Below are 25269 nucleotides of genomic sequence, written 5' to 3' on the forward strand. Positions count from 1 at the left end.
GCAAGATTATGTATCGTGGAGATCGTGGGAAGTGACGATCGTGAGCGCACGGGTCTGCGTGAACGCAAGAAGCGAGAGACGCGCATCGCGCTGAGCTGGGCCGCCATCCAGCTCACCGTGGAGCGCGGGTGGGACAACGTACGCGTGGAGGACATCGCCGCCGCGGCGGGCGTCTCCCCTCGTACCTTCAACAACTATTTCTCCAGCAAGGGAGAGGCGATCGCGGCCCGGCACGTCGAGCGGGCCCACGCGATCGCGGCCGAGCTGCGCGCACAGCCGGCCGACAAACCGCTGTGGGATGCCATCACCGACGCGGCGCTCTCCCAGTTCGCGCTCGGCCTCGACCCGCAGGGTGATACGTCCGACGAGCGGGCGGCGGGGCTCAGGGTGATGCTCGGCGAGCCGGCGTTGCAGGCCGAGTTCGCCAAGGCGTACATGGCCGCGGAGGCCGAGTTCGCCGAGGTGATCGCCGAGCGCACGGGCACCGACGTCACCACCGACCTGTACCCCGGGCTCGTCGCGGGCGCCATCGGCGCGGCCATCTCGGCGGTCACCCGGCAGCGGATGCACACCCCTGACGCGCCCATGGAGGAGCTGATCCGCGAGGCGTTCGGCCGGCTCGCCGCCGGACTCACCGCCCCGTAGCCCCGCCACAAACTCACAAGATCCCACATCGTACGAAGCCCGGCGCCGCCGGGCCGATGCGTCATGCCCTTGCGACGATCAGGAGGATCGCCATGAGCACGGACACCTCCCCCCAAAGCAGCACAGACGACAGCAGCACAGACGTCCTCATCGCGGGCGGCGGCCCGAACGGGCTCATGCTGGCCTGCGAGCTCAGCCTGGCCGGGGCGCGCCCCGTGGTCCTGGAGCGGCTGACCGCGCGCGCCGAGGAGAACCGCGCCAACGGCCTGGTCGGCCAGGTGGTGCGGGTGCTCGACCACCGCGGCCTGCACGAGCGCCTCACCGGCAGCGCGGAGCCGCCCCGGCCCGTGCCCGGTTTCGTGTTCGGCGCCCTGCCGCTGGACCTGAGCGCGGTCGAGGACAACCCGCTGCACATCCTCGGGGTGCCGCAGCGCCGTGTGGAGCGGGCCCTGGAGGAACGCGCGACCGAGCTCGGCGCCGAGATCCGCCGGGGACACGAGCTGACCGGCCTGTCGCAGGACGCGGAGGGCGTCACGGCCGAGATCGCGGGGCCCGGCGGCCCGTACCGGCTGCGCGCCCGCTACCTGGTCGGCGCCGACGGCGGCCGGAGCCTCGCGCGCAAGCTGTGCGGCATCGGCTTCCCCGGCGTGACCAGGGACGACACGATCTCCCGATCCGCGCACGTGGCCATTCCCGAGTCACTGATCGACCCCGCCACCGGCGGGCTCGACGTTCCCGGCTACGGCGTCGTCCCGCCGTTCATGCACCATCGCACCGAGCACGGCCTGATCGCGTACGCCCCCTTCCCCGGCCGCCCCGCGATACTGACCACCATGGAGTGGGGCGGCTCCGACCGGAGCGAGCCGCCGCCGATGTCCCTGGACGAGCTGCGGAAGAGCGTGCGCCGGGTGCTCGGCGTGGACCTGCCCTTCCTGCCGCCGGAGGGCGAGGGCCCGCACCTGCTGCGCCTGCTGACCGGCGGCAACACGCGGCTGGCCGACCGGTACCGCGCCGGTCGGGTGCTGCTGGTGGGCGACGCCGCCCATGTGCACAGCGCGATCGGCGGCCCCGGGCTGAACCTGGGCCTCCAGGACACGGTCAACCTGGGCTGGAAGCTGGCGGCCGTCGTCCGGGGGCAGGCGTCCGAGGAGCTGCTGGACACGTACGAGAGCGAGCGCAGGCCGGCGGCCGAGCGGGTCGTCATGCACACGCAGGCGCAGTCGGCGCTCATCGCGCCCGGCGCCGAGACCACCGCGCTGCGCGTGCTCTTCGGCGAGCTGCTGCGCGATCCCGGCAACGCGCGCCACATCGCCGCCACGATGGCCGGGTCCGACGTCCGCTACGACATGGGGAGCGCGGACGCGCATCCGCTGGCCGGCCGCTTCGCGCCGGACCTGACGATCGAGGTGGACGGCGGCGCGGTGCGGCTCGCCGAGCTGGCCCGGGCGGCCCGGCCCCTGCTGCTGGACTTCACGGGGGACGCGGCGGCGGCCAAGGAGGCGTCCGGCCGGCAGGACCGGGTCCACATCGTCACGGGGCGCTGCTCCGGCTCCTCGCACGGGGTGAGCGCGCTGCTGGTGCGCCCGGACGGGTACGTGGCCTGGGCGTCGTCCTCGCCGGAGCCGGACGAGGGCGAGCTGGGGACGCTGCGCACGGCCCTCACCCGCTGGTTCGGCTCCGCGACCTGAGGTTCTCCGGTAGGGGCGGGCCTCCTCGTCCGACCGGCGTGGGTCAGGTGGACGTGGCGGCGGACTGGCGGGCGTCGTAGCTCCGGTGCGCGGACGCCACACCCGCTCCGTGCCGCCGCGCCCAGTCGGTCAGCGTGAGCAGCGCCTCGCGCAGCTCCAGCGCCATCGGCGTGGCCCGGTACTCGACCTCCGGCGGGACCGTCGGATAGACCCGGCGCTCCAGCAGCCCGTCACGTTCCAGGTGGCGCAGCGTGAGGGTGAGCATGCGCCGGCTGACGCCCTCGACCGCCCGCTCCAGGTCGGTGAACCGGATCGGGCCGTCCGAGGCGGCCAGGATGACCTGGATCGCCCCATGGCCGGAGACCCGGTCGAGGAGGTCGCGCGCCGGGATCGAGCCGGAGCCGGGCCCGTCCGGCGAGCCGCCGCCGGGGCTCGCCGTCATGAGCCACCGCCGGAGGCCGCCGTCACGAGCCGCCGCCGGAGGCCGCCGTCACGCGGCGGTCGCCGGGGCTCGCCGTCACTCCCACTCGATGGTGCCCGGCGGCTTGCTCGTCACGTCGAGCACCACCCGGTTGACCTCGCGGACCTCGTTGGTGATGCGGGTCGAGATGCGCGCCAGCACGTCGTACGGCACACGCGCCCAGTCGGCCGTCATCGCGTCCTCGGAGGTGACGGGGCGCAGCACGACCGGGTGGCCGTAGGTGCGGCCGTCGCCCTGGACGCCGACCGAGCGGACGTCGGCGAGCAGCACCACCGGGCACTGCCAGATGTCGCGGTCGAGGCCGGCGCGCGAGAGCTCCTCGCGGGCGATCGCGTCGGCCTCGCGCAGCAGCTCCAGCCGCTCGCGGGTGACCTCGCCGACGATCCGGATGCCGAGGCCGGGGCCGGGGAACGGCTGGCGCCACACCATGGCGGCGGGCAGGCCGAGCTCCTCGCCGGCGCGGCGCACCTCGTCCTTGAACAGGGTGCGCAGCGGCTCGACCAGCGTGAACTGGAGGTCCTCGGGCAGGCCGCCGACGTTGTGGTGGGACTTGATGTTGGCGGTGCCGGTGCCGCCGCCCGACTCGACGACGTCGGGGTAGAGGGTGCCCTGCACCAGGAAGTCGACCGGGCCGTCGGCCATGATGGCGCGCTGCTCGTCCTCGAAGACGCGGATGAACTCGCGTCCGATGATCTTGCGCTTCTCCTCGGGGTCGCTGACGCCCTCCAGCGCCTTGAGGAAGCGGTCGGCGGCGTCGACGACGCGCAGCTTGACGCCCGTGGCGGCCACGAAGTCGCGCTCGACCTGCTCGGCCTCGCCCTTGCGCAGCAGCCCGTGGTCGACGAAGACGCAGGTCAGCCGGTCGCCGATGGCGCGCTGGACCAGGGCGGCGGCCACGGCGGAGTCGACGCCGCCGGACAGCGCGCAGATGGCCCGGCCGTCGCCGACCTGCTTGCGCACCGCCTCGACGGACTCCTCGACGATGTTGAGCATGGTCCAGGTGGGGCGGCAGCCGGCCGCCTCCAGGAAGTGCTTGAGCACCGCCTGGCCGTGCTCGGAGTGCAGCACCTCGGGGTGGAACTGCACGCCGTACAGGCCGCGCTCGCGGTGCTCGAAGGCGGCGACCGGGGTCTCGCGCGTGGAGGCGGTCACCTGGAAGCCGGCCGGGGCGGCCTTGACGCTGTCGCCGTGGGACATCCACACCTTCTGCACGGCGGGCAGGCCGGCGAAGATGACGCCCTCGGACAGCACGTCGAGCTGGGTGCCGCCGTACTCGGCGACACCGGTGCGGGCGACCTCGCCGCCGAGCGCGCGCGCCATCGCCTGGAAGCCGTAGCAGATGCCGAACGTGGGCACGCCCGTGTCGAACAGGCCGTCGGCGACGGCCGGCGCGTTGTCGGCGTAGACCGACGAGGGACCGCCGGACAGGATGATCGCCTTGGGCCGCTTGGCCAGCATCTCCTCGACCGGCATGGTCGAGGGGACGATCTCGGAATAGACGTGGCACTCGCGCACCCGCCTCGCGATCAACTGCGCGTACTGCGCGCCGAAGTCGACCACGAGAACTGTGTCGAACTCAGACACCGAAGAAACCCCCCAGAGGCGAATGCGGTGTCACCAGTCTATCGGCAGGCCGCGTTCGGCCCCGACCGGCCGCCCCCGCTGGTCACGCCCCTGTCCGGGTCACGCCTCCCGCGCCACCCCGCGCAGCGTGGGAAGGCCGCCGGACAGCAGGGTCTCGGTCTGCCGGCGCATGCTCCCGCCGTACTCCGGGTGGGTGAGGAGGAGGAAGCGCTCCTCGCGCACGGCGTCGACGACCATGTCGGCGACCCGCGCCGGGTCCATGCCGCCCGCGACGCCGGCGTCCACCCGCTCCTGGGATTCCAGCTCGTCGGGGCTGGGCGCGACGGTCAGGTCGAACGGGCGTACGCGCCCGGACCGGTTGATGCGCGTGCGGACCGCGCCGGGGCACAGGGCGGTGACGCGGAGCTTGGAGCCCGAGGCGACGAGGTCGTGGGCGAGCGCCTGGGAGGCGGCGAACGCGGCGTACTTGCTGACGGCGTAGCCGCCCGCGTGCGGCCCGGCGAACAGGCCGGCCACCGACACCGTGTTGACGATGTGGCCCTCGGTGTCCTGCTCGATCATGCGGGGGACGAACGCGTTGATGCCGTGCAGCACGCCCCACAGGTTGACGCCGAGCACCCAGGTGAAGTCCTCGCGGGTACGGGTCCACAGGTGGCCGCCCTGGTAGACGCCCGCGTTGTTGCACAGCAGATGGACGGCGCCCAGCTCGCCGAAGGTCCGGTCGGCCAGGTGGAGCACGGCGGCCTCGTCGGAGACGTCGGTGATCTGCGTGAGCACCTTCGTGTCACCCGCCAGCGTCGCCGTCTCGGCGAGCCCGCCGGGATCGACGTCGGCCAGCATCAGGGACATGCCCTCGCTCGCGAATCGGACGGCCAGCGCCCGGCCGATGCCGCTCGCCGCACCCGTGACCACCGCGACCTTGCCGGAGAGTTCCCGCACCGAATCCTCCCTAGCACTCGACCAGAACGCTACAGCAACTCACCGGTCAGTCCAGTGCATTTCATAGAATCTCCAACTTTATGAGTGCACCATTCTCACCATCAAAAGGAACAATCCCCGAGCGGCGGAAAAGCGCGGCATGACGCGAAGGGAAAAGCCTTCGCCATTGCGCAATACTCCGGGGGCGCCATTCCGCCGGTTGTCCGCATGCCGGGCGTCGGTGGTCGATCCGTCGGCGAACGGCTACCCTCCCCGAACGGGAGGCCGCGCATGAAGCATGACGCCGCACTGGATTCGATCGACCTGGCGATCCTCGCCGAGTTGCAGAACGACGCGCGGCTGCCCAACAAGGAGCTCGCCGAACGGCTCGGCGTGGCCCCCTCCACCTCGCTGGAGCGGGTGCGCTCGCTGCGCCGCCGGGGCGTCATCACCGGCTTCCGCGCGACGGTCGACACCGCGCGGCTCGGCCGTCCGCTCCAGGCGCTGCTCGCCCTGCGCGTACGGCCGCACGCCAGCCGGCTCGTCGATCCGCTGCGGGCGTTCGTGCTGGCGCTGCCGGAGACGATCACGCTGTTCCACGTGGCCGGGCCGCAGGACCTCCTCGTCCACGTCGCGGTGGCCGACGCCGACCACCTGCACCGGCTGGTGCTGGAGAAGTTCCTGGTACGCCAGGAGATCGTGCATCTGGAGACGACTCTGATCTTCAAGACCGAGCATCAGCCCGTGCAGCGGCCGTCCGAGATGTGACAATGTTCCGCATGCCATTGCGGATCACCACGCTCGCCGAGCGCCCCGAGTTCGCCGCCACGCTCTGGGACATGGACCACGCGTGGGCCGGGTTCATGATGAACGACCCCGTCGCCGACTTCTTCTACCCCGCCGCGACGCGCACCTTCGCCGACTTCGTGCTCGTGGCCGACGACGAGGCCGAGCCCGGCCGGCTCGTGGCGCGCGGCTGCATGATCCCGTACCCCTCCAAGGACGACCCGCTGCCCGACGGCGGCTGGGACACGGTCATCCGCCGCGGCCGGATCGCCCGCGACTCGGCTGCCGAGACCGACCGCGTCAGCGCCCTGGAGATCACGGTGCGCCGCGACCGGCTCGGGTCGGGGGTGTCGCCGCTGATGGTCGCCGCGATGCGCGAGCACGCCGCCCGGCTCGGCTTCTCCGAGTTGGTCGCGCCGGTCCGGCCCAACCAGAAGCACCTGGAGCCGCACACCCCGATGGAGGAGTACGCCTTCCGCACCCGCCCCGACGGCCTGCCGCACGACGCGTGGCTGCGGGTCCACGTGCGGGCCGGCGGGAAGATCGTGCGGGTGGCGTCCCGCTCGATGGTGATCGCCGGATCGCTCGCGGAGTGGCGCGCGTGGACCGGCCTGCCGTTCGACCGCAGCGGCCCGGTCGAGGTGCCCGGCGCCCTCACGCCCGTCCACTGCGACGTCGCGCACGATCACGCCGTCTACGTGGAGCCCAACGTGTGGGTCAGCCACCCGCTCGCCTGAGGACGCGACGTCGCACCCGGAGGCGGGCGCGACGTTAGGCCCGGCCGCTCGGGGGCAAGCGCTCGGCATGGCCGAACAATCCAACAGCACACCACCCGAGCAGTCCCAGCCGTACCCGGGCCACAGCGGCGAGATGGCGCCCGAACCGCGCGACGAGATGCGCGACTACGTGGGGCGCGACCTGCTGGCCGGCCGCCGCGCCCTGATCACCGGCGGTGACTCCGGCATCGGCCGGGCCGTCGCCGTCGCCTTCGCCAAGGAGGGCGCCGACGTCGCCATCGCGTACCTGACCGAGCACGAGGACGCCAACCACACGCGCAAGCTCGTCGAGCAGGAGGGGCGGCGCTGCGTGCTGCTCCCCGGCGACCTGAGCGACCGCGACCACTGCGCGTCGGTCGTGCAGCAGACGGTCCAGGAGCTCGGCGGCCTGGAGATCCTCGTCAACAACGTGGCCTTCCAGAAGCCCGTGGAGGGGCTGGAGGAGCTGAGCGACGACCAGTGGGAGTACACCTTCGCGGTCAACATCCACAGCTACTTCCGCGTCACCAAGGCGGCGCTGGCGCACCTGCGCGAGGGCGGCGCGATCATCAACACCTCGTCCATCAACGGGCTGCGCGGCAACAAGACGCTGCTCGACTACTCCGCCACCAAGGGGGCGATCAACGCGTTCACCTACGCGATGGCGCAGAACCTGGTGGACCGGGGCATCCGGGTCAACGCGGTCGCGCCGGGGCCGGTGTGGACGCCGCTGATCCCGGCCACGTTCCCGGAGGAGAAGGTGGGCTCGTTCGGCAAGCAGGTGCCGATGGAGCGTGCCGCGCACCCCGACGAGATCGCGCCGTCGTACGTGTTCTTCGCGTCGGAACGGCTCTCGTCGTACTACACGGGCGAGGTCCTGGCGCCGATCGGCGGCGAGACGCTCCCGGGCTGAGGCGCCGCGCTCAGGACGGCGCCCCGCTCAGGACCGCTCAGGACCGCTCAGGACAGGGTGAACCGCTCACCGGGGGCGAGCAGACGGGCCCGCTCGCCCAGCGGGGTCAGCGCCGCGGCCAGCGTGTCGCGGCCCTGCGAGAAGTGCGCCCAGTGCTCGAAGTGCAGCGGCACCACGTGCCGGGCGCCCAGCAGCTCGGCGGCCTCGACCACGTCGTCACCGGCCAGCGTGAGGTTCGCGCCCTCGACCAGCGGGGTGCGCGCCGCGCCCGCGAAGAGCACGGCCACGTCCACCGGTCCGAGCCGGGAGGCGATGGCGCGCACCACGTCGAGGGAGGCGTTGTCGCCGCTCACGTACACGGTCGGCAGCCCGTCGCCGCTCAGCGCGAACCCGGTGACCTCGCCCACGAGGTGCTCGCTGCCGTCGGGGCCGTGCTGGGCGGGCACGCCGGTGACCCGCAGCACGCCGCCATCGGGGCGGGGCAGCTCGACGTGCTCCCAGTTCGGCAGGGCGCGCACGGGCGGGCCGACCCGCTCGGCCGCGGACGCGGTGGACAGCACGAGCGGCGCGGCGGCGAGGTAGGCGCGGCCGGCCCGGTCCAGGTTGTCGGGATGGTGGTCGTGCGAGAGGAGCACTGCGTCGACCGGCCCCGCCTCGTCCGGGCCGAACGCCGGCCCGCCGGTCTTGGTGAGCACCCGCTGCCCGATCGGGTAGTCACCCGGCGGGTCGAAGGTCGGGTCCGTCAGCAGGCGTACGCCGCCGATCTCCAGCACAGCCGTGGGGCCGCCCACATAACGCATCTCCATGCTGGGCTACGACACGGCGCGGGCGGCGGGTATTCCCCGGGCGTCACTTCAGGCGCAGGCGGCGCATGGTCTTGAGGGTGGTGGCCAGGACACCCGCCCACTTCTCGTACGGCATGCCGCCCGGCGCCTCGAACCCGAGCCACGGCGCCTGCGCGGCCACGGTCTGCGCCTCGGTGTAGCGCAGCAGCCCCTCGGCGCCGTGCCTGCGGCCGAGGCCGGAGGCCTTCATGCCGCCCATCGGCGCGTCGTAGGAGGCGAACGCGGCGCCGTACCCCTCGTTGACGTTGACCGTGCCGGCCCGCACCCGGGCGGCCAGGGCGCGGCCGCGCGCCGGGTCGGAGGTCCAGATGGAGGCGTTGAGCCCGTAGACGGTGTCGTTGGCCAGCGCCACGGCCTCGTCGTCGGAGGTGAACGGGCGCAGGGCGACGACCGGGCCGAACGTCTCCTCCCGGCAGAGGTCCATGTCCTCGGTGACGCCCGTGAGGATGGTCGGCTCGTAGAACAGCGGGCCGACGTCGGGCCTGGCCCGGCCGCCGGCCAGCAGGGTGGCGCCCTTGGCCAGCGCGTCGTCCACGTGCGCGGTGACGGCGTCGAGCTGGCGGCGCGAGGTGAGCGAGCCCATGTCGGCCGACCAGTCGTGCCCCGCGGCCAGTCGCATGCCGCGCGCCTGGGCGGCGAAACGCTCGGCGAAGGCGTCGAAGACGCTCGCGTGGACGTACAGCCGCTCGATCGACAGGCAGAGCTGGCCGGCGTTGGTGAAGCAGGCGCGCACGGCGCCCTGGACGGCGCGGTCGAGGTCGGCGTCGTCGAGGACCAGCATCGGGTTCTTGCCGCCGAGCTCCAGCGAGCAGCCTATGAGCCGCTTGGCGGCCTCCTCGGCGATCTTCCGGCCGCCGCGGGTGGAGCCGGTGAAGGCCACGTAGTCGGCGCCGTCGAGCAGCGCCTCGCCCACCTCGGCGGGATCGCCGAGCACGACCTGCCAGATCTCGCGCGGCATGCCCAGCTCGACCAGCAGCTCGATGGTCCACAGCGTGGACAGCGCGGTCTGAGTGTCGGGCTTGTGGACGATCGCGTTGCCGGCGAGGAGGGCGGGCACGGCGTCGGTGACGCCGAGGGAGAGCGGGTAGTTCCACGGCGAGACGAGCGCGACCACGCCCTTCGGGGCGCGCAGCTCGCTGACCCGCGTGGCCACGGGGAAGACGCCCTGCCGGCGGCGCGGGGCGAGCAGGCGCGGCGCGCGGCGGGCGTAGTAGAGCGCGCAGCCCGCGACGTCCAGCACCTCCTCCAGGGCGTGCCGGCGGGCCTTGCCCGTCTCGTCCTGCAGGATGTCGAGGACCTCGGAGCGGCGGTCGAGGATCGCGTCGTGCAGCCGCAGGAACGGGCGCACCCGCTCGGCGACCGGCCGCGCGGCCCACTCCGCCTGGGCGGCGCGGGCCCGGGCGTGGGCGCGGCTGACGTCGTCGGCGGTGGAGAGGGGCACCCGGGCCAGGGGTTCGCCGGTGAACGGCGTGCTGATCTCCCGGGTCTCCCCGCTGGAGGTCACGTGGGCCGTCGTCACGCGCTCAGGCGTCGTCACGTGCATGGTCAGAAGGATATTCCGGAGTTGCTACCGACCGGTAGTTTTTGCGGATGAACGGCTAAGGGCCACAATCCCCTCATGCCTTCCATCGCTCCGCTCAGACCCGGCGACCCGCTACGGCTCGCGGGCCTGGAGCTCACCGGCAGGCTCGGCGAAGGCGGCCAGGGCGTCGTCTACCTGGCCAAGGACCCCGCGGGAGCGCAGTTCGCCGTCAAGTGGCTGCGCCACGACCTCGCGGCCGACCGGGTGAGCGTCGAGCGGTTCCTGCGCGAGGCACAGGTGGCCCAGCGCATCGCGCCCTTCTGCACCGCCGCCGTGCTCGGCTCGGGCGTCGAGCAGGACCGGCCGTACATCGTCAGCGAGTTCATCGAGGGGCCGTCGCTGCAGCGGATCGTGCAGGAGGAGGGGCCGCGCGCCGGGGCGTCCCTGCACCGGCTGGCGATCGGCACGGCCACCGCGCTGGCGGCCATCCACCAGGCGGGCATCGTCCACCGCGACGTCAAGCCGGCCAACGTCATCCTCGGCGCCGACGGGCCCCGGGTCATCGACTTCGGCATCGCCCGCGCGCTCAACGCCACCTCGACGATCAGCGGCATGCCGGTGGGCACGCCGTCGTACATGCCGCCCGAGCAGATCCTCGGCCACCCGGCCGGACCGGCCGCCGACATGTTCTCGTGGGCGAGCACCATGGTGTACGCGGCGTCGGCCCGGGCGCCGTTCGGCAGCGACACGATGCCGGCCGTGATCAACCGGGTGCTCAACAACCCGCCCGACCTCGGGGTCCTCGACGGGCCGCTGCGCGAGCTGGTGGCCGCGTGCCTCGACAAGGACCCGGCGCGGCGGCCCACGGCGGAGCAGGTGCTCATGCGGCTCATCCAGCAGCCGGGCCAGACGGGGCAGCCGCTGCCACCCCTCGCGCAGGCCGGCCAGGGGTCCCAGGGGCAGATGGCCTCGCACGGGCAGGTGGCCTCGCAGGGGCAGGTGGCCTCGCCGGGGCAGGTGGCCTCGCAGGGGCAGATGGGTCAGCCCACGGCGCACGGGCAGGCGGGACAGGGCGGCCGGTTCCAGCAGGCGCCGCCGCCGTGGGGCCCCTTCCCGCAGCAGGGACCGCCGTCGGGGCCGGTGCCGGGTCCCGGCTTCTCCACCCCGCCGCCGCCGATGGCCCCCGGCTCGCCGCCGCGCCGCAAGAGCCGGGCCCCGGTGATCGTCGGCGTGACCGCGGCCGTCACGCTGCTCCTGCTGGCCGGCGTCGCCGTGATCGTGTCCCAGCGCAAGCCGACGGCCGCCATGCCGAAGCCCTCGGCCACGAGCTCCTCCCGGCGCTCGACCGCCACGCCGTCGGAGCAGGTCACGCAGGCCCCGGTCAGGAAGCGGCTGCCGGGCGGCTCCATCTCCCTGTACGAGCTGCCGGCCGACCCGGTCACGCTCACCTCGTACGAGGTGTACGACAAGAAGGCCGACGACTGGGTCGACTACGCCCGGAAGACGCTGCGCGGCAGCGCCTTCCAGAAGTACAGCGCCAACTGGGAGACGCTGGTCTCCCCCGACGGCCGCTACCTCGCCACGCGAGGCCGCAAGTACACCGGCGACGGCTACGACTCGGTGATCATCACCGACCGCACCTCGGGCGCGACGTCCACGGTCAAGACCGTGCGCAAGCCGCAGATCAGCAGCATCCGCGCATGGTCGCGCGACGGCTCCAAGCTGCTGCTCAACATCGAGAAGGAGACCAAGAACGCCCAGGGCAAGGAGGACTGGCTGTACCCGGGGTTCGTCCTGGTGGACGTGGCCGAGGCCAAGGCCGGCGTGGTGCGGCTGCCGGGCGGCCAGGCCCCGCCCACCACCGGGTTCGGCTGGGACGCCGAGCAGCGCGGCGTGGTCAACCTGTACGGCTCGGGCAAGGGGCTGCGCTTCTACGACGCCGCCGGCAAGACCGTGCGCGACATTCCGGGCGTCGGCTCGCTGGCGTCCGGCACGCAGGACATCTTCTCGCCGTCGGGCAAGGCGTTCGTGACGAAGTGCCCGGACGGCGGCGACGGCGACCACTGCGTGTGGGACTCCGCCACCGGCGAGCGCGTGCGGAAGTTCTCCTCCGACTGCGACAAGGTGCTCGGCTGGTTCGACGAGACGCACCTCTACTGCTGGGAGCAGGACAACGCCTCCACCGACCAGATCCAGGTCGTCGGGTTCGACGGCCGGCTGGTGCGCAAGCTGCTGGAGGTCCCGGACGATCTCGACTTCAGCCCGGTCTTCACCGTCAACCCCGGCAGGGGCGGCTGAACCGGGGCGATCGCCCATCCGTGATGGTGGTCATGAAGACCCTGACCCGTACGGCGACGGCCGCCCTCGCTCTCGTCACGGCCGCCGCCGCCTGCACCTCCCCGGCCGGGGAGGCGGGGCCCTCCTCCCCCGCCCGGCGACCGCTCGGGGCCGTACGGCTGGTGGCGTACAGCAGTTGCGACGACATGCTGGCCGGCCTGCGCGAGCACGCCGCGCGCACCGTCGGGCCCTGGGGGTTCGGCGGCCCCATGCTCATGATGGAGCGGCGCGACACCGCGATGGCCGTGCCGCAGGCCAAGTCGACGGTCACGCTGGAGCACTCCACCACCAACACGCACGAGGCGGGCGTGGACGAGCCCGACCTGGTCAAGACCGACGGCGCCCGCGTCGTCACGGTCACCGGCGGCACGCTGCGGATCATCGACGCCGCCACGCGCGAGGTCACGGCCAAGCTCAGGCTGACCGGCGACGACGAGCCCGCCTTCCTGCCCGCGGACCTGCTCATGTCCGGTGACCGGGCGCTGGTGCTGCTGCGCGGCGGCGGCATCATGTACAAGTCGATCGCCCCCATGAAGTCCGACACCCGGTACGTCCTCGTCGACCTGAGCGGCAAGCCGAAGGTGCTGTCCACGATCCGGCCGCGCGGCCAGTACGTGGACGCCCGGATGGTCGGCTCGGTCGTCCGGATCGTCACCCGCTCGGAGCCGGACATCACGCTGCCCCAGGCCAAGGACGACGCCACGGACGCCGAACGGCGCAAGCTCAACCAGCGGGCGGTCCGCACGGCCCCCGCCGGCGCATGGCAGCCCAAGGTCGAGATCACGGACGCCTCCGGCGCCAAGCGCGAGCTGTCCGTGCCGTGCGAGCGGATCAGCCACCCCGCCGACTACACCGGCGCCTCGCTGCTGACCGTCCACACCCTCGACCTCGCGCGCGGCGTCACCGACGCGGGCACCGACCCGATCACCCTGGCCGCCGACGGCGACATCGTGTACGGCACGGGACAGAGCCTGTACGTGGCCAGCAACCCGCGCTGGTGGCCCGTGGACCCGGCGGTCATGGAGGACACCGCGGAGCCGGTGCCGGACGCGCCGAGCGGCACGGCCCAGGCCCCGATCGACGACCCGACCCCGGCCGAGCCGACCGTCACCGCGACGAACGCCCCCAAGGCCACCCGCACCCCGGTGATCCCGCCCGAGGAGACCGAGGTCCACCGCTTCGACATCGGGAGCCCCGGCCCGCCGGTCTACGCGGCCTCGGGCAAGGTCCCTGGCCGGCTGCTGAACCAGTACAGCCTGTCCGAGCACGAGGGTCACCTGCGCGTCGCCACCACCGTGACCTCGGACGACGGCGAGCGGAGCGAGAGCGGCGTCCACGTGCTCAGGACGTCGGACATGGCCGAGACCGGCCAGGTCGGCGGCCTCGGCAAGGGCGAGCGGATCTACTCGGTGCGCTTCATCGGGCCGGTCGGCTACGTCGTGACGTTCCGGCAGGTGGACCCGCTGTACACGCTCGACCTGCGCGACCCGGCCGCCCCGAAGGTCACCGGCGAGCTGAAGATCACCGGCTACTCGGCGTACCTGCACCCGGGCGGCGACGGCCGGCTCATCGGCATCGGCCAGGAGGCCAGCGAGAAGGGCCGCACGATGGGCACGCAGGTGTCGCTGTTCGACGTGAACGACCCGGCCGCGCCGCGCCGCCTGTCGCAGCTCTTCCAGAAGGACTCCGGCTCGGAGGCCGAGTGGGACCCGCACGCGTTCCTGTTCTGGCCCAAGACCGGCACGGCGGTCATCCCGCTCAACTCGTACGGGCCGAACACCGAACGGAACGGCGCGGTGGTCCTGAAGATCACCGATTCGGCGATCAGCCGGGTCGGCATGATCGAGCACCCGAGGAAGCGCCAGTCGGACATGGTCTACCAGCCGGGGATCCAGCGCTCGATGGTCATCGGCGACGCCATCTGGACGGTCTCCGACACGGGTGTCCAGGTCAACGACGCCGCCTCGCTGGCCCGGCGGTCGTGGATCCCGTTCAGCTGACCGGGAGGGCGGGGCACCGCGCGCCTTCGGCCGGGACGGTCAGGGACACCAGGTAGCCGGTCACGGCGTTCGTGACGCAGTCTCCACGGCCGTTGACGCCGTGCCCCGCTCCCTCGTAGGTGAGGAGCGCGGCCTCGCGGCCGATCTGCCGGGCCGTGCCCAGGGCCCACAGGTAGCCGGTGGCGGGGTCGTGCAGCGAGTTCACCAGCAGGAGGGGCGGGGTGCCGTCCACGGCCAGCCGGTGCTGGGGGTTGGGGACGGGGGCGGGGGTGCCCAGGCAGGCGGCCACCGAGTAGAGCGCCGCCGGGCTGTAACGCATGTCCCCGGCGATGGCCGACTGTCTGCGCAGGTGGGCGGCGTACTCGTCGTAGTCGCGGACGGGCAGGTGGAAGTCCTGGCAGAACACCGTGCGCGCGTAGGGCGCCACCTCCTCTCCCGCGCCTCTCGTCGCCGTCCCCTCTCCCGGCGCGGCGGGGACGCGCCGCGCCGGAGGGCTCGCGCCCGTGTCGGCGGCGACCAGCCACTGGGCCAGTTCGTTCCAGTACGGTCCGTAGAACGCGGCGAACGCCTGGTTGACCACGTCCCAGCCGCTCAGCCGCTGGTCCGGCTGATACGGGTCGCGCAGCTCGCCCCGGTCGGCCCGGGCCAGGAGGTCCGTCCAGAGGCGGCGCACGTCCCGGCCGTGCAGCGCGCACGTCGTGGTCCGGTCGCACCAGGCGGCGAACGCGTCGAAGGAGTCCTCGGCGTGGGTGGCGGCCGTGTCGAGGTAGGCGGCCGTGCCGAGGCTGTGGTCGAAGGAGCTGTCCATGGCCAGGGCCCGCACGTTGCCGGGGAAGCGCTCGGCGTACTGCTGGCCGATCAGCGTGCCGTAGGAGACGCCGTAGTAGGTCAGTTTCGCCTCGCCGAGCGCGGCGCGCAGGGCGTCCACGTCGCGCACCACGCTGAGCGTGTCGACGTGGTCGTACAGCGGCCCGGTGCGGGCGCGGCAGTCCTGGCGCAGCCGCTGGTTGTAGGCGAGGCGGGCGTCGAAGTCGGCCCGGCTTCGCATGATCGGCTCGGGGGCGCGCCGCAGCAGGTCGGCCGAGCAGACGACCGGGTGGCTGCGGCCCACGCCGCGCGGGTCGAAGCCGACGACGTCGAACCTGCCGGTGAGCTCCTTGCCGAAGTAGTCGCCGGCACGCAGCGCGTACTCGACGCCCGAGACCCCGGGACCGCCCGGGTTGACCACCAGGGAGCCGATCCGGTGCTCCGGGTCCGTGGCCTTGCGCCTGGCCAGCGCGAGGTCGATCGTGCCGCTTCCGGGGTGGTCCCAGTCGACCGGGACGGTCAGCGTGCCGCACTCGGCGGTGGGGTCCTCCGCGCACGGGGCCCAGGAGACGGCCGGTGTGTCGGCCCTGGCGGCGGTTGCCGGGGCCGCGGCGGCCCTGCCCGCCGTCGGGGCCGCGGTCGCGAGCAGAGCCGCGGCGAGAACGGGTACGAGAGATCTTCGCATGCCGACGATCTTGGGAGCGGCGGCATAACGCGGCCGTCACCGTCTCATGAGGCCGATGAGCTCGTGGGCGACCTCCATGAACCGCGCCTGCGAGGACTCCGCCGGCTGCACGTCCACGAACGCCTCGTGGACCCCGAGCTCGCTCAGGCCCAGCAGGTAGTCGGCGAGCTGGCGGACGGTCCCCTCGCGCGGCACCCGGTCGGCGGGCGCGGGCGCGTCGGTGATCGCCGGGTTGACGCGCACCACCAGGCGCAGCGCCGACGGGTCCCGGCCCGCCCGCTCGGCGGCCCGCAGCGCCACTTCCCACAGGGACGTCAGGTAGGCCGGCGGCATCGCCGCGCCGAGCCAGCCGTCGGCGCGCCGGCCCACCCGCTCCAGCGCCGCCGGGGTGAACCCGGCGAGCAGGATCGGCGGGCGGGGGTGCTGGAAGGGCTTGAGATCGACGTGGGACGGCGGCACCGTCCACAGCGGGCCCTCGTGCTCCACCACCTTGTCGGCCCAGAGCCTCTCCATCAGGTCGAGCGTCTCCTCCAGCCGCCGCCCCCTGCCCTGCCACGGCACCGCGGTCGCGGTGTACTCGTCGCGCAGCCAGCCGAGCCCGATGCCGACGTCCAGCCGCCCGTGGCTGAGCAGGTCGAGCGAGGCCAGGGCACGGGCGAGCACGACCGGCGGCTGCCACAGGGCGTTGAGCGCGCTGGTGCCGAGCCGCACGTCGCGGGTGCTGACGGCCGCCAGGGTCAGCGCCGCGAGCGGGTCGAAGAAGCGGGTGAACGCCGGAGGGATCGTGCCGTCGCCGCCCGGGTAGCGGTCGCTGGGCTCCAGCGGCACGAGCACCCGGTCTCCGGCCCACAGGCTGTGGTAACCCATGGCCTCCAGGTCCGCGCTCGCCCGGCGGATGAAGTCCGGATCGGCGAAGACGCCGTACTGGGGGACCGCGAACCCGATCTGCATGAGGAAGATCTTGGCGGCTGGAGCGCCGGAAGGCCAGAACTCCTGGCCACCGCCCTCCCCCGGGACCTGCCGGCGGAGGGCGGGGGTCGCCCGCCCTCCGCCTCGTGGGGACCGGTGTCCGGTCTCACGGGTCAGCGCCAGGTGATGTCACGCATCGCGCCGCCTCCTTTCTCGGTCGGGGTCAGAGGTTCTCCAGGGTGGTCGTGAGGTGGGCGCGGGGGCCGGCGAGCACGAGGACCGACCCGACCGCGACCAGCCCGGCGGCGCCGCAGAGGGTGATCACGACGCCCGGTTCCCCGAGGGCGTCGGCCGCCGCTCCGGCCAGGGCGACGCCCCCGCCCTGGCCGACCATCAGGCCGGCCACCGCGAGGCCGTTGGCCCGGCCCCGGTAGGCGGCGGGCACGGCGCGCGTGAACATCGTGTTGAGCACGACGACATGGGAGAGGCCGAACCCGCTGAGGGCCAGCAGGCCGAGCACCGCGGGCAGCGGGAGGCCCGCGCCGATCGGCAGGAGGGCCAGGACCGCGCCGAGCGCCATCGGCGCCACCAACCGTTCCCGCAGGCGCGGCGGGGTGAAGCGGACGTACAGCACCGCGCCCGCCACGTTGCCCACGGGGATCGCCGCCAGCAGCAGGCCCGTGGTCGCGGGGCTGCCGTGGAGGGACTCGGCGTAGGCCGACATCAGCCCCTCGGGAGCGGCGGTCGCCGCGGCGCCGGCCCAGGCCAGCAGCAGGCAGGTGCGGAGCGCGCGGTCGTGGAAGACCAGCCGGAAGCCCTCACCGACGCCGGAGAGCCAGCCGCGGGGCCGATCGGCTCGCGGGGCCGGCCGGTGGGTGAGGGACGTCCGGACGAGGAGCGCGGAGGCGACGAAGCTGAGCGCGTCGAGGAGCAGGGCCTCGCGGCTGCCGACCACGGTCAGCAGGGCGCCGCCGGCCGCGAAGCTCAGCACCTGGGCCAGCTGCTGCGACAGCACCATGAGGCTGCCGGCGACCGCGTAGGCGTCGCCGGCCAGCACCTCGGGCAGGATCGCGGAGCGCGCGGCCTGGAACGGCGGCGCGAACAGGGACGCGGCGAACAGGATCACGAGCAGCGCGGGGACCGGGACGCCCGGCACCGCCAGCGCCCCCACCAGCACCGCCCGCGCGACGTCGCACGTCACCATGACGGTCCGGCGCGGCAGCCGGTCGGACAGCGCCGCCAGCACCGGCCCGCCCAGGACGCCGGGAAGGTAGCCGATGCCGAAGGCCACCGCCGACAGCAGCGCCGAGGCGGTGTTCTCGAACACCAGCACCGCGATGGCGATCTTGGCGAGGTAGTCGCCGGCCATGGACAGGAGGTCGGCGGCGAACACCGCCCGGAACTCTCGGTTGGCGAGGACGTCTCGGTAGCGCGCGGCGGGCGGGCCCGCCTTGCTCGCGATCAACACACTGACAAACTAGACCCAATATGTCAGACCTGTCCAGAGTGAAGGAAGATCCGCCCGTCTAGGCGCCGGCGCGCCCCATGGCCTCGCGGACGGCCTCGGGGGTGCGGGCCACGGTGGCCGTGCCGTCGTCGGCGGTGATGATCGGGCGCTGGATCAGCACGGGATGCTCGGCCAGCGCCGCGATCCAGCGCTCGCGGGAGCCCGGGTCGCGGGGCCAGCCGGTCAGCCCGAGCTCGGCCGCGACGGGCTCGCCCTCGCGGGTGATGTCCCACGGTTCGAGCCCGAGCCGGGCGAGCACCGCGACGAGCTCCTCGGCCGTCGGCGGCTCGTCGAGGTAGTGCCGGACGGTGTAGTCGGCGTTCTCCGCGTCCAGCAGGGACAGCGCGGAGCGGCACTTGGAGCACTGCGGGTTGATCCAGATTTCCATGCGGCTCACTCAGGTGATCGGGGGCCGGCGGGTCGCAGGCGAGGATACCGGGCACGCCCTGACATGGGCGGGCGCCCGCCGTGTGGGGTCCGGCGGGCGCCCAGGTCCGGGTCAGGCGAGGGTCAGCACACGATGAAGATGCTCTGCCAGCCCACGGGGGTGCGCTGCTCGGCGTTGCGGTCGGCGGCCAGCTCGAAGTGCATGACGCCCTGCGCGTTGGGCTGGTTGTACATGCGGCCGCTCTGGCCGTCGCCGTACCACTTGTAGGACCCGTGATAGTGGATGTTGGACGGCCCGCAGGCGTCGATGAACTGCTGGCGGCCGGTGAAGCCGGGGCCTTCGTAGGCGACGTACTGCGAGGCGTAGGCGGCGCTGCCCATGACCGCGACCATGGCGGCCGCGATCACGGGGACGAGGGCGATTCTCTTCACGACGATCCTCTCGTTGCGTCTCTGCGTTCACTCAGAGTATTCATACGGTAACCATACGCACACACTGAGCGCAAGGATCATCCAGCAGTCGCCAAGAAGGTAACGCGCAGGTCAGAGCACCGGACCACCCCGCACGACACGCCGTCGCGCCTTGACAGGCGGGGCCACGATGTGGCCGGGTGTGTCGCGACTCACCCGTCCTCGGAGCCGGCCGTCAGCTCGCGCATGCGGCGCAGCAGTGCGGCCCGTGCCAGCGGGTCACCAACTCGGCCAGCACCGCCCGGTCGCCCAGTTGGGCGCGCACCACCAGCAGTTCGTCGGTCATCTCGCCTCCCGTCACCTGAACAGTCGGGCGAGCGGCCGAGCGGGTTCACGCGGGCGTCGAGCGGGCTGGGTCAGGGGCGCTCCGGGGTCACGACCGGGACGATCTCGGGGGCGCCCAGCCTGATGGCGTCGGCCTCCTGGTCGGTGTCCTGCTCCTGGGAGAGGCGTTCGGCCTCCACCCGCTTGGTGTAGTACTCGACCTCCGCCTTGACCTGCTCGGTGTCCCAGCCGAGCGGCCCGGCCATCAGCTCGGCCGCCTCCTGGGCGACGGCCTGGCCCCGGTGGAAGGTCTCGATGGAGATGCGGGTGCGGCGGGTCAGGACGTCGTTCAGGTGCCGGGCCCCCTCGTGTGTGGCGGCGTAGACGATCTCGGCGCGCAGGTAGTCGTCGGCGCCGTTCAGCGGCCTGGCCAGCGTCCGGTCCTCCCGGATCAGCTCCAGCACCTCGTCGATCAGCGAGCCGTAGCGCTGCAGGAGGTGCTCGATGCGGGCCACGTGCAGGCCGGAGTCGTGGGCGATGCGGTGCCGGGAGTTCCACAGCGCCTGGTAGCCCTCGGCGCCGGCGAGCGGGATCCGGTCGGTGCACGACGACGGGACGCGCTGGTCGAGCCCGTGCGCCACGGCGTCCACCGCGTCCTTGGCCATGACCCGGTACGTCGTGTACTTCCCTCCGGCGATCATCACGAGCCCCGGCACCGGGTGGGCGACGACGTGCTCGCGCGACAGCTTCGAGGTCTCGTCGGACTCGCCCGACAGCAGGGGGCGCAGCCCCGCGTAGACGCCCTCGACGTCGTCGCGGGTCAGCGGCACCGACAGGACCTCGTTGACGTGGTCGAGCAGGTAGTCGATGTCGGCGCGGGAGGCGGCCGGGTGACTCTTGTCGAGGGTCCACTCGGTGTCGGTGGTGCCGACGATCCAGTGCCGGCCCCACGGGATGACGAACAGCACCGACTTCTCGGTGCGCAGGATGATGCCGGTGTAGGAGTGGATGCGGTCGCGCGGCACCACCAGGTGGATGCCCTTGGAGGCGCGCACGTGGATCTGCCCCCGGCCGCCGACGAGCTCCTGGATGTCGTCGGTCCACACGCCGGTGGCGTTGACGACCTGCTGGGCGCGGATCTCGAACTCGTCGCCGCTCTCCAGGTCGCACACCCGCACCCCGGTGACCCGCTCGCCCTCGCGCAGGAACCCGACGACCTGGGCGCGCGGCGCGACGTGCGCGCCGTAGGAGGCGGCCGTGCGCAGCAGCGTCATCACGTAGCGGGCGTCGTCGACCTGGGCGTCCCAGTACTGCACGGCCCCGGTGAACGCGGACTTGCGCAGCGCGGGCGCCAGCCGCAGCGCCCGGGAGCGGGACAGGTGCCGGTGTCCCGGCACGCCCCGGGTGAGGCCCGAGGCGAACCCGAGCGTGTCGTAGAGCGCGACCCCGGCCCCCACGTACGGCCGCTCCCACGCGAAGTGGGTCAGCGGGAACAGGAACGGCACGGGCCGCACCAGGTGCGGCGCGATGCGCTGGAGCAGCAGGGACCGCTCCTGCAACGCCTCGCGGACGAGCTCGAAGTTGAGCTGCTCCAGGTAGCGCAGCCCGCCGTGGATCAGTTTGGAGGAGCGGGAGGAGGTGCCGGAGGCGAAGTCGCGCGCCTCCACCACTCCGACGTCGAGGCCCCGGGTGGCGGCGTCGAGCGCCACGCCCGCGCCGACCACACCGCCTCCCACCACGACGACGTCCAGCTCCTCGGCGCTCATCCGGGCCAGCGCCGCCGTCCGCTCGGCGGGCCCGAGCCGGGCCTCGCCCCTTCCCGCCGTCATAGCACTCCCTGGGTACGGGGTTCGTCCGCTTGCGCTCCCATACCTACCCGTCCGCCGAAAGGCATGTAACGCCGGGGGTGTTGCCCCGGCCACACCGGGAGCCCGCCGGAGCGGTCAGGCGCGGACCACCTTGACGCCCGCCTCGGTGAACCGGGCGGCCTCCTCTTCGGGGAGCCGGTCGTCGGTGACGAGCGTGTCGATCTCCCCGACGGGGCAGATCCGGGAGAACGCCCGGCGGCCCACCTTGGAGGCGTCGGCCACGGCCACCACGTGCTGGGCGCGGCTGATGAGCAGGTGGTTGACGCTCGCCTCGCCCTCGTGGTGGGCCGAGGCCCCGAGCTCCACGTCGATGGCGTCGACGCCGAGGAAGGCCACGTCGAGCGTCACCTGCTCCAGCACGCCGGAGGCGAGCGGGCCGATCAGCTCGTACGACTGCTGGCGCGCCACCCCGCCGGTGACGACGATCTTGACGTGGCGGCGGACGGTCAGCTCCGAGGCGATGTTGAGCGCGTTGGTGACGACCGTGAACCCCGACTCCAGCGCGGGACTGATGGCGAGCGCGCGGGCCAGCTCGGAGGTGGTGGTGCCGCCGTTCATGCCGACCACCGAGCCGGCGGAGACGAGGGCGGCGGCGGCCGCGGCGATGCGGTGCTTCTCGTCGGCGTGCCGGGCCGTCTTGTAGCGCAGCGGCAGGTCGTAGCTGACGCTCTGGGCGACGGCGCCGCCCCGCGTGCGCATGAGCATCTGCTGCTGGGCGAGCTGGTCGAAGTCGCGCCGGATGGTCGCCGCGGAAACGTCGAGCGCCTGCGCGGCCTCCTCGACGGACAGGCGGCCCTCCTGAGCGAGCAGCTCAAGAATGGCGTTCCACCGGTCGTATCGGGACACGCTCGCCTCCTCAGGGGCCTCCGTCGGCTGCCAGCCTGGCACACGCGGGACCGGCCCAGCCACACCTGCACAATTCTGCTCTTTTCTGCTATAAAAAGCACAGGAACAAGCAAACTCTGCACCGGGAGGAACTGGTGACCACCCACACCGAAGCCGAGATCGCCTCCCAGCCGGAGTGCTGGCGCCGCGCCGTCGCCGACGTGCCGGCGGGCGCGCTGCCCGTCCCCGGCGAGCGCGTCGCCGTCGTCGGCTGCGGCACCTCGTGGTTCGTCGCCATGGCGTACGCGGCCCTGCGCGAGCGCGCCGGGCAGGGCGAGACCGACGCGTTCGCCGCCTCCGAGGCCCCCACCGGCCGCCGCTACGACCGGATCCTCGCGCTGAGCCGTTCCGGCACCACGACCGAGGTCCTGGAGTTCCTGTCCCGGACCGGTGCGCCCTCCACGGCGATCACCGCCGACCCCGACACCCCGATCATGACCGCCGCCGGCCAGGTCATCGTGCTCGACTACGCCGACGAGCGCTCCGTCGTGCAGACCCGCTTCGCCACCACCCAGCTCGCGATGCTGCGCGCCAGCCTCGGCGAGGACCTCGCCCCGGCCGTCGCCGACGCCGAGCACGTGCTGGCCGCGCCGCTCGACCCGGCCCTGGTGGAGGCCGAGCAGTTCAGCTTCCTCGGCACCGGCTGGTCGGTGGGCCTGGCGCAGGAGGCCGCGCTGAAGATGCGCGAGGCGTCGCGCTCCTGGACCGAGGCGTACCCGGCGATGGAGTACCGGCACGGCCCGATCAGCATCGCCGGGCCCGGCCGCGTCACCTGGATGCTCGGCAAGGCCCCCGAGGGCCTGCGCGAGCAGGTGGAGGCCACCGGCGGCACGTTCTTCGAGAGCGGGCTCGACCCGATGGCGGAGCTGATCCGCGCCCAGCGCGTCGCGGTCGCCCGGGCCGCCGCCCGCGGTCTCGACCCCGACGAGCCGTTGCACCTCACGCGATCTGTGATCCTTTCCTCATGAGCCTCACTCTCGCCGACGCCCGCGTCGTCACCCCCGAAGGCGTCCACGACGGCTGGCTGACCATCGAAGACGGCCGCATCACGCACGTCGGTCAGGGCCGCGCGCCGCGCGCGGGCCACAGCCTGGGCGGCCGGTACGTCGTCCCGGGCTTCGTCGACATGCACAACCACGGCGGCGCCGGCGGCTCCTTCCCCACCGGGGACCAGGACGCCGCGCGCGCCGCCGTGGAGCTGCACCGGCGCCACGGCACCACGACCATGGTCGCCAGCCTGGTCACCGCCACGGTGCCCGGGCTGGAGGCCGCGGCGGCGTCGCTGGCCGACCTGTGCGACGACGGCCTGCTCGCCGGCCTGCACTTCGAGGGCCCGTACATCTCCGCGGCCCGCTGCGGAGCGCACGACCCCGCGCTGCTGCGCGAGCCGTCGCCGGGCGAGTTCGGGCGGCTGGTCAAGGCCGGCCGCGGCCACGTCCGCATGCTCACGATCGCCGCGGAGCTGCCGGGCGCCCTCGACACCATCCGCGCGGCCCGCGAGCACGGCGTGATCGCGGCGCTCGGCCACAGCGACGCCGGCTACGAGCAGACCATCGACGGCATCGAGGCGGGCGCCACCGTGGCCACCCACCTCTACAACGCGATGCCGCCGCTCGGCCACCGCGCCCCCGGCCCGGTCGCCGCGCTCCTGCAGGACGAGCGGGTCACGGTCGAGCTGGTCAACGACGGGGTCCACGTGCATCCGGCGATGGTCCGGCTGGCCTGCTCGGCGGCGGGCCCGCACCGCACGGCGCTGATCACCGACGCGATGGCGGCGGCCGGGGCCGGCGACGGCGCGTACGTGCTCGGTGCACTCCAGGTGACCGTGTCCGGCGGCGTGGCCCGGCTGACCGAGGGCGGCTCGATCGCGGGCAGCACGCTCACCATGGACGCCGCCTTCCGGCGCGCGGTCCAGGAGGTGGGCCTGACGCTGCCCGAGGCGGCCGTGACGGCCTCGCTCACCCCGGCCCGCGTCCTCGGCCTCGACGACACGATCGGCTCGATCGCCGCCGGCAAGGCCGCCGACCTGGTCGTCCTCACCGACGAGCTGGAGGTGGCCGGCGTGATGCGGCGCGGCGCCTGGATCACGGAGCCCTGATGATCCTCACCGTGACGCTCAACGCCGCCCTCGACGTCACCTACCAGGTGCCCGAGATCGACTGGGCCGGGGTCAACCGAGTCAAGGCCGTGCACCGGCGGGCCGGCGGCAAGGGCGTCAACGTGGCCCGCGTGCTGCGCGGCCTCGGCCGGGAGGTGCTGGTCACCGGCCTGGCCGGCGGGCCCGTCGGCCAGGCCATCGAGGCCGACCTGGAGGCGGCCGGGCTGCCCCGGGCGCTGGTCCCGATCGCCGCCGAGTCCCGTACGACGCTGGCCGTCGCGGGCGGGGGCGGCGGGGCGGCGCTGTTCAACGAGCCCGGCCCGGAGGTGTCGGAGGCGGAGCTGCGGGAGTTCGGCCGCGTGTACGCCTCGCTGCTGGAGCGGGCGGAGGCCGTGGTCATCTCCGGCAGCCTGCCCCGGGGCGTCCCGGCCGGCACGTACGCGGAGCTGGCCGCCCTCGCCGCCGAGCACGGCGTGCCGGCGATCGTCGACGCCGACGGCCCGGCGCTGCGGCACGCGCCCGTCGGCCGTCCCGCCATCGTCAAGCCCAACGCCGAGGAGCTGGCCCGCGCCGTGCCGCCGCACGGCCACCCGGTCGAGGGGGCCGAGCACCTGCGGGCCCTCGGGGCCGAGTCCGTGGTCGTCTCGCTCGGCGAGGAGGGCCTGTACGCGGTCACGCCCGAGGGGACGTTCCGGGCCCGCATGCCGTACCGGGTGGAGGGCAACCCGACGGGCGCCGGCGACTCGCTGGTGGCCGGGCTCGCGCTCGGCCTGGTCGAGGGCGCCCCGTGGCCCGAGCGGCTGCGCACCGCCGCGGCGCTCGGCGCGGCGGCCGTGGCCGCCCCGGTGGCCGGCGACTTCGACCGCGACGTCTACGCCCGGACGCACCCGCTCATCGAGATCACCTGAGCCAGG

Annotated in this window: 22 protein-coding genes; 10 read left to right on the forward strand and 12 right to left on the reverse strand. The window is 73.5% G+C overall.

All coding sequences use genetic code 11. The features are described 5' to 3' along the window. Positions 1-24 precede the first annotated feature (24 nt). Together HD595_RS11235 and HD595_RS11240 are read left to right on the forward strand one after the other, a co-directional pair. The gene (locus HD595_RS11235) at positions 25-645 is read left to right on the forward strand and encodes a TetR/AcrR family transcriptional regulator (RefSeq protein ID WP_253768276.1); all 621 of its coding nucleotides are present in this window, start codon (positions 25-27) and stop codon (positions 643-645) included. A 92-nt stretch (positions 646-737) separates the two neighbouring features. Continuing rightward, a complete protein-coding gene (locus tag HD595_RS11240) occupies positions 738-2333 on the forward strand; it encodes an FAD-dependent monooxygenase (protein ID WP_253768277.1) in 1596 nt (531 codons plus the stop codon). 43 nt (positions 2334-2376) lie between these two features. Here the strand turns inward: HD595_RS11240 and HD595_RS11245 are convergent, their stop codons facing one another. The 3 genes from HD595_RS11245 to HD595_RS11255 all read right to left on the reverse strand — a co-directional run bounded on the left by HD595_RS11245 (position 2377) and on the right by HD595_RS11255 (position 5337). Beyond that, positions 2377-2775: a winged helix-turn-helix transcriptional regulator gene (locus HD595_RS11245; RefSeq protein ID WP_253768279.1), complete on the reverse strand. Its 399-nt coding sequence runs from the start codon at positions 2773-2775 to the stop codon at positions 2377-2379. Between the two features lie 75 nt (positions 2776-2850). Beyond that, on the reverse strand, positions 2851-4398 hold the full coding sequence (gene guaA, locus HD595_RS11250; protein WP_253768281.1) for a glutamine-hydrolyzing GMP synthase: 1548 nt from the start codon (positions 4396-4398) through the stop codon (positions 2851-2853). A 99-nt stretch (positions 4399-4497) separates the two neighbouring features. Then, a complete protein-coding gene (locus HD595_RS11255; protein WP_253768283.1) occupies positions 4498-5337 on the reverse strand; it encodes an SDR family NAD(P)-dependent oxidoreductase in 840 nt (279 codons plus the stop codon). Positions 5338-5607: 270 nt separating this feature from the next. On the opposite strand from HD595_RS11255, the gene HD595_RS11260 reads away from it, so the two are divergent. From HD595_RS11260 to HD595_RS11270, 3 genes are all read left to right on the forward strand, one after another. Continuing rightward, positions 5608-6084 carry an Lrp/AsnC family transcriptional regulator gene (locus tag HD595_RS11260; protein WP_253768285.1) on the forward strand — a complete coding sequence of 159 codons (477 nt, stop codon included), beginning with the start codon at positions 5608-5610 and terminating at the stop codon, positions 6082-6084. An 11-nt stretch (positions 6085-6095) separates the two neighbouring features. Then, positions 6096-6839, forward strand: a complete 744-nt coding sequence (locus HD595_RS11265) for an N-acetyltransferase (RefSeq protein ID WP_253768287.1) — start codon at positions 6096-6098, stop codon at positions 6837-6839. 67 nt (positions 6840-6906) lie between these two features. Then, positions 6907-7770, forward strand: a complete 864-nt coding sequence (locus HD595_RS11270; protein ID WP_253768289.1) for an SDR family oxidoreductase — start codon at positions 6907-6909, stop codon at positions 7768-7770. 47 nt (positions 7771-7817) lie between these two features. On the opposite strand, the gene HD595_RS11275 is transcribed toward HD595_RS11270, so the two are convergent. Beyond that, positions 7818-8576 (reverse strand): MBL fold metallo-hydrolase, encoded by a 759-nt coding sequence (locus tag HD595_RS11275; RefSeq protein ID WP_253768290.1) that lies wholly within the window; start codon positions 8574-8576, stop codon positions 7818-7820. A gap of 43 nt (positions 8577-8619) precedes the next feature. Beyond that, a complete protein-coding gene (locus HD595_RS11280; RefSeq protein ID WP_253768292.1) occupies positions 8620-10158 on the reverse strand; it encodes a succinic semialdehyde dehydrogenase in 1539 nt (512 codons plus the stop codon). Between the two features lie 75 nt (positions 10159-10233). Here HD595_RS11280 and HD595_RS11285 point away from each other — a divergent pair, with 75 nt between their 5' ends. Both HD595_RS11285 and HD595_RS11290 read left to right on the forward strand, forming a co-directional pair. Then, positions 10234-12435, forward strand: a complete 2202-nt coding sequence (locus HD595_RS11285; RefSeq protein ID WP_253768294.1) for a serine/threonine protein kinase — start codon at positions 10234-10236, stop codon at positions 12433-12435. A gap of 32 nt (positions 12436-12467) precedes the next feature. Continuing rightward, a complete protein-coding gene (locus tag HD595_RS11290) occupies positions 12468-14474 on the forward strand; it encodes a beta-propeller domain-containing protein (RefSeq protein WP_253768296.1) in 2007 nt (668 codons plus the stop codon). On the opposite strand, the gene HD595_RS11295 is transcribed toward HD595_RS11290, so the two are convergent. From HD595_RS11295 to HD595_RS11325, 7 genes are all read right to left on the reverse strand, one after another. Next, a complete protein-coding gene (locus HD595_RS11295; protein WP_253768298.1) occupies positions 14467-15966 on the reverse strand; it encodes an alpha/beta hydrolase in 1500 nt (499 codons plus the stop codon). The genes HD595_RS11290 and HD595_RS11295 overlap by 8 nt on opposite strands. A gap of 36 nt (positions 15967-16002) precedes the next feature. Continuing rightward, entirely contained in the window at positions 16003-16917 is a 915-nt protein-coding gene (locus HD595_RS11300) for a TIGR03619 family F420-dependent LLM class oxidoreductase (RefSeq protein ID WP_253768300.1), read from the reverse strand. 181 nt (positions 16918-17098) lie between these two features. After that, complete coding sequence (locus HD595_RS11305) at positions 17099-18343, reverse strand: MFS transporter (protein ID WP_253768302.1); 1245 nt, start codon at positions 18341-18343, stop codon at positions 17099-17101. Positions 18344-18401: 58 nt separating this feature from the next. Next, complete coding sequence (locus HD595_RS11310; protein ID WP_253768304.1) at positions 18402-18770, reverse strand: arsenate reductase family protein; 369 nt, start codon at positions 18768-18770, stop codon at positions 18402-18404. 122 nt (positions 18771-18892) lie between these two features. Continuing rightward, positions 18893-19201: a MiAMP1 family antimicrobial peptide gene (locus HD595_RS11315; protein ID WP_253768306.1), complete on the reverse strand. Its 309-nt coding sequence runs from the start codon at positions 19199-19201 to the stop codon at positions 18893-18895. 395 nt (positions 19202-19596) lie between these two features. Continuing rightward, entirely contained in the window at positions 19597-21333 is a 1737-nt protein-coding gene (locus HD595_RS11320) for a glycerol-3-phosphate dehydrogenase/oxidase (RefSeq protein ID WP_253768308.1), read from the reverse strand. 114 nt (positions 21334-21447) lie between these two features. Continuing rightward, positions 21448-22218, reverse strand: a complete 771-nt coding sequence (locus tag HD595_RS11325) for a DeoR/GlpR family DNA-binding transcription regulator (RefSeq protein ID WP_253768310.1) — start codon at positions 22216-22218, stop codon at positions 21448-21450. Between the two features lie 134 nt (positions 22219-22352). On the opposite strand from HD595_RS11325, the gene HD595_RS11330 reads away from it, so the two are divergent. The 3 genes from HD595_RS11330 to HD595_RS11340 are packed head-to-tail and all read left to right on the forward strand — an operon-like array spanning position 22353 to position 25263. After that, complete coding sequence (locus tag HD595_RS11330) at positions 22353-23225, forward strand: SIS domain-containing protein (protein ID WP_253768312.1); 873 nt, start codon at positions 22353-22355, stop codon at positions 23223-23225. Continuing rightward, positions 23222-24355: an N-acetylglucosamine-6-phosphate deacetylase gene (gene nagA, locus HD595_RS11335; protein ID WP_253768314.1), complete on the forward strand. Its 1134-nt coding sequence runs from the start codon at positions 23222-23224 to the stop codon at positions 24353-24355. The genes HD595_RS11330 and nagA overlap by 4 nt, the downstream gene beginning before the upstream one ends. After that, entirely contained in the window at positions 24355-25263 is a 909-nt protein-coding gene (locus HD595_RS11340; RefSeq protein WP_253768316.1) for a 1-phosphofructokinase family hexose kinase, read from the forward strand. The genes nagA and HD595_RS11340 overlap by 1 nt, the downstream gene beginning before the upstream one ends. Positions 25264-25269: the final 6 nt, after the last annotated feature.

Origin of the sequence: Nonomuraea roseoviolacea subsp. carminata (assembly GCF_024172185.1) — a bacterium.
Lineage (GTDB): Bacteria > Actinomycetota > Actinomycetes > Streptosporangiales > Streptosporangiaceae > Nonomuraea > Nonomuraea roseoviolacea.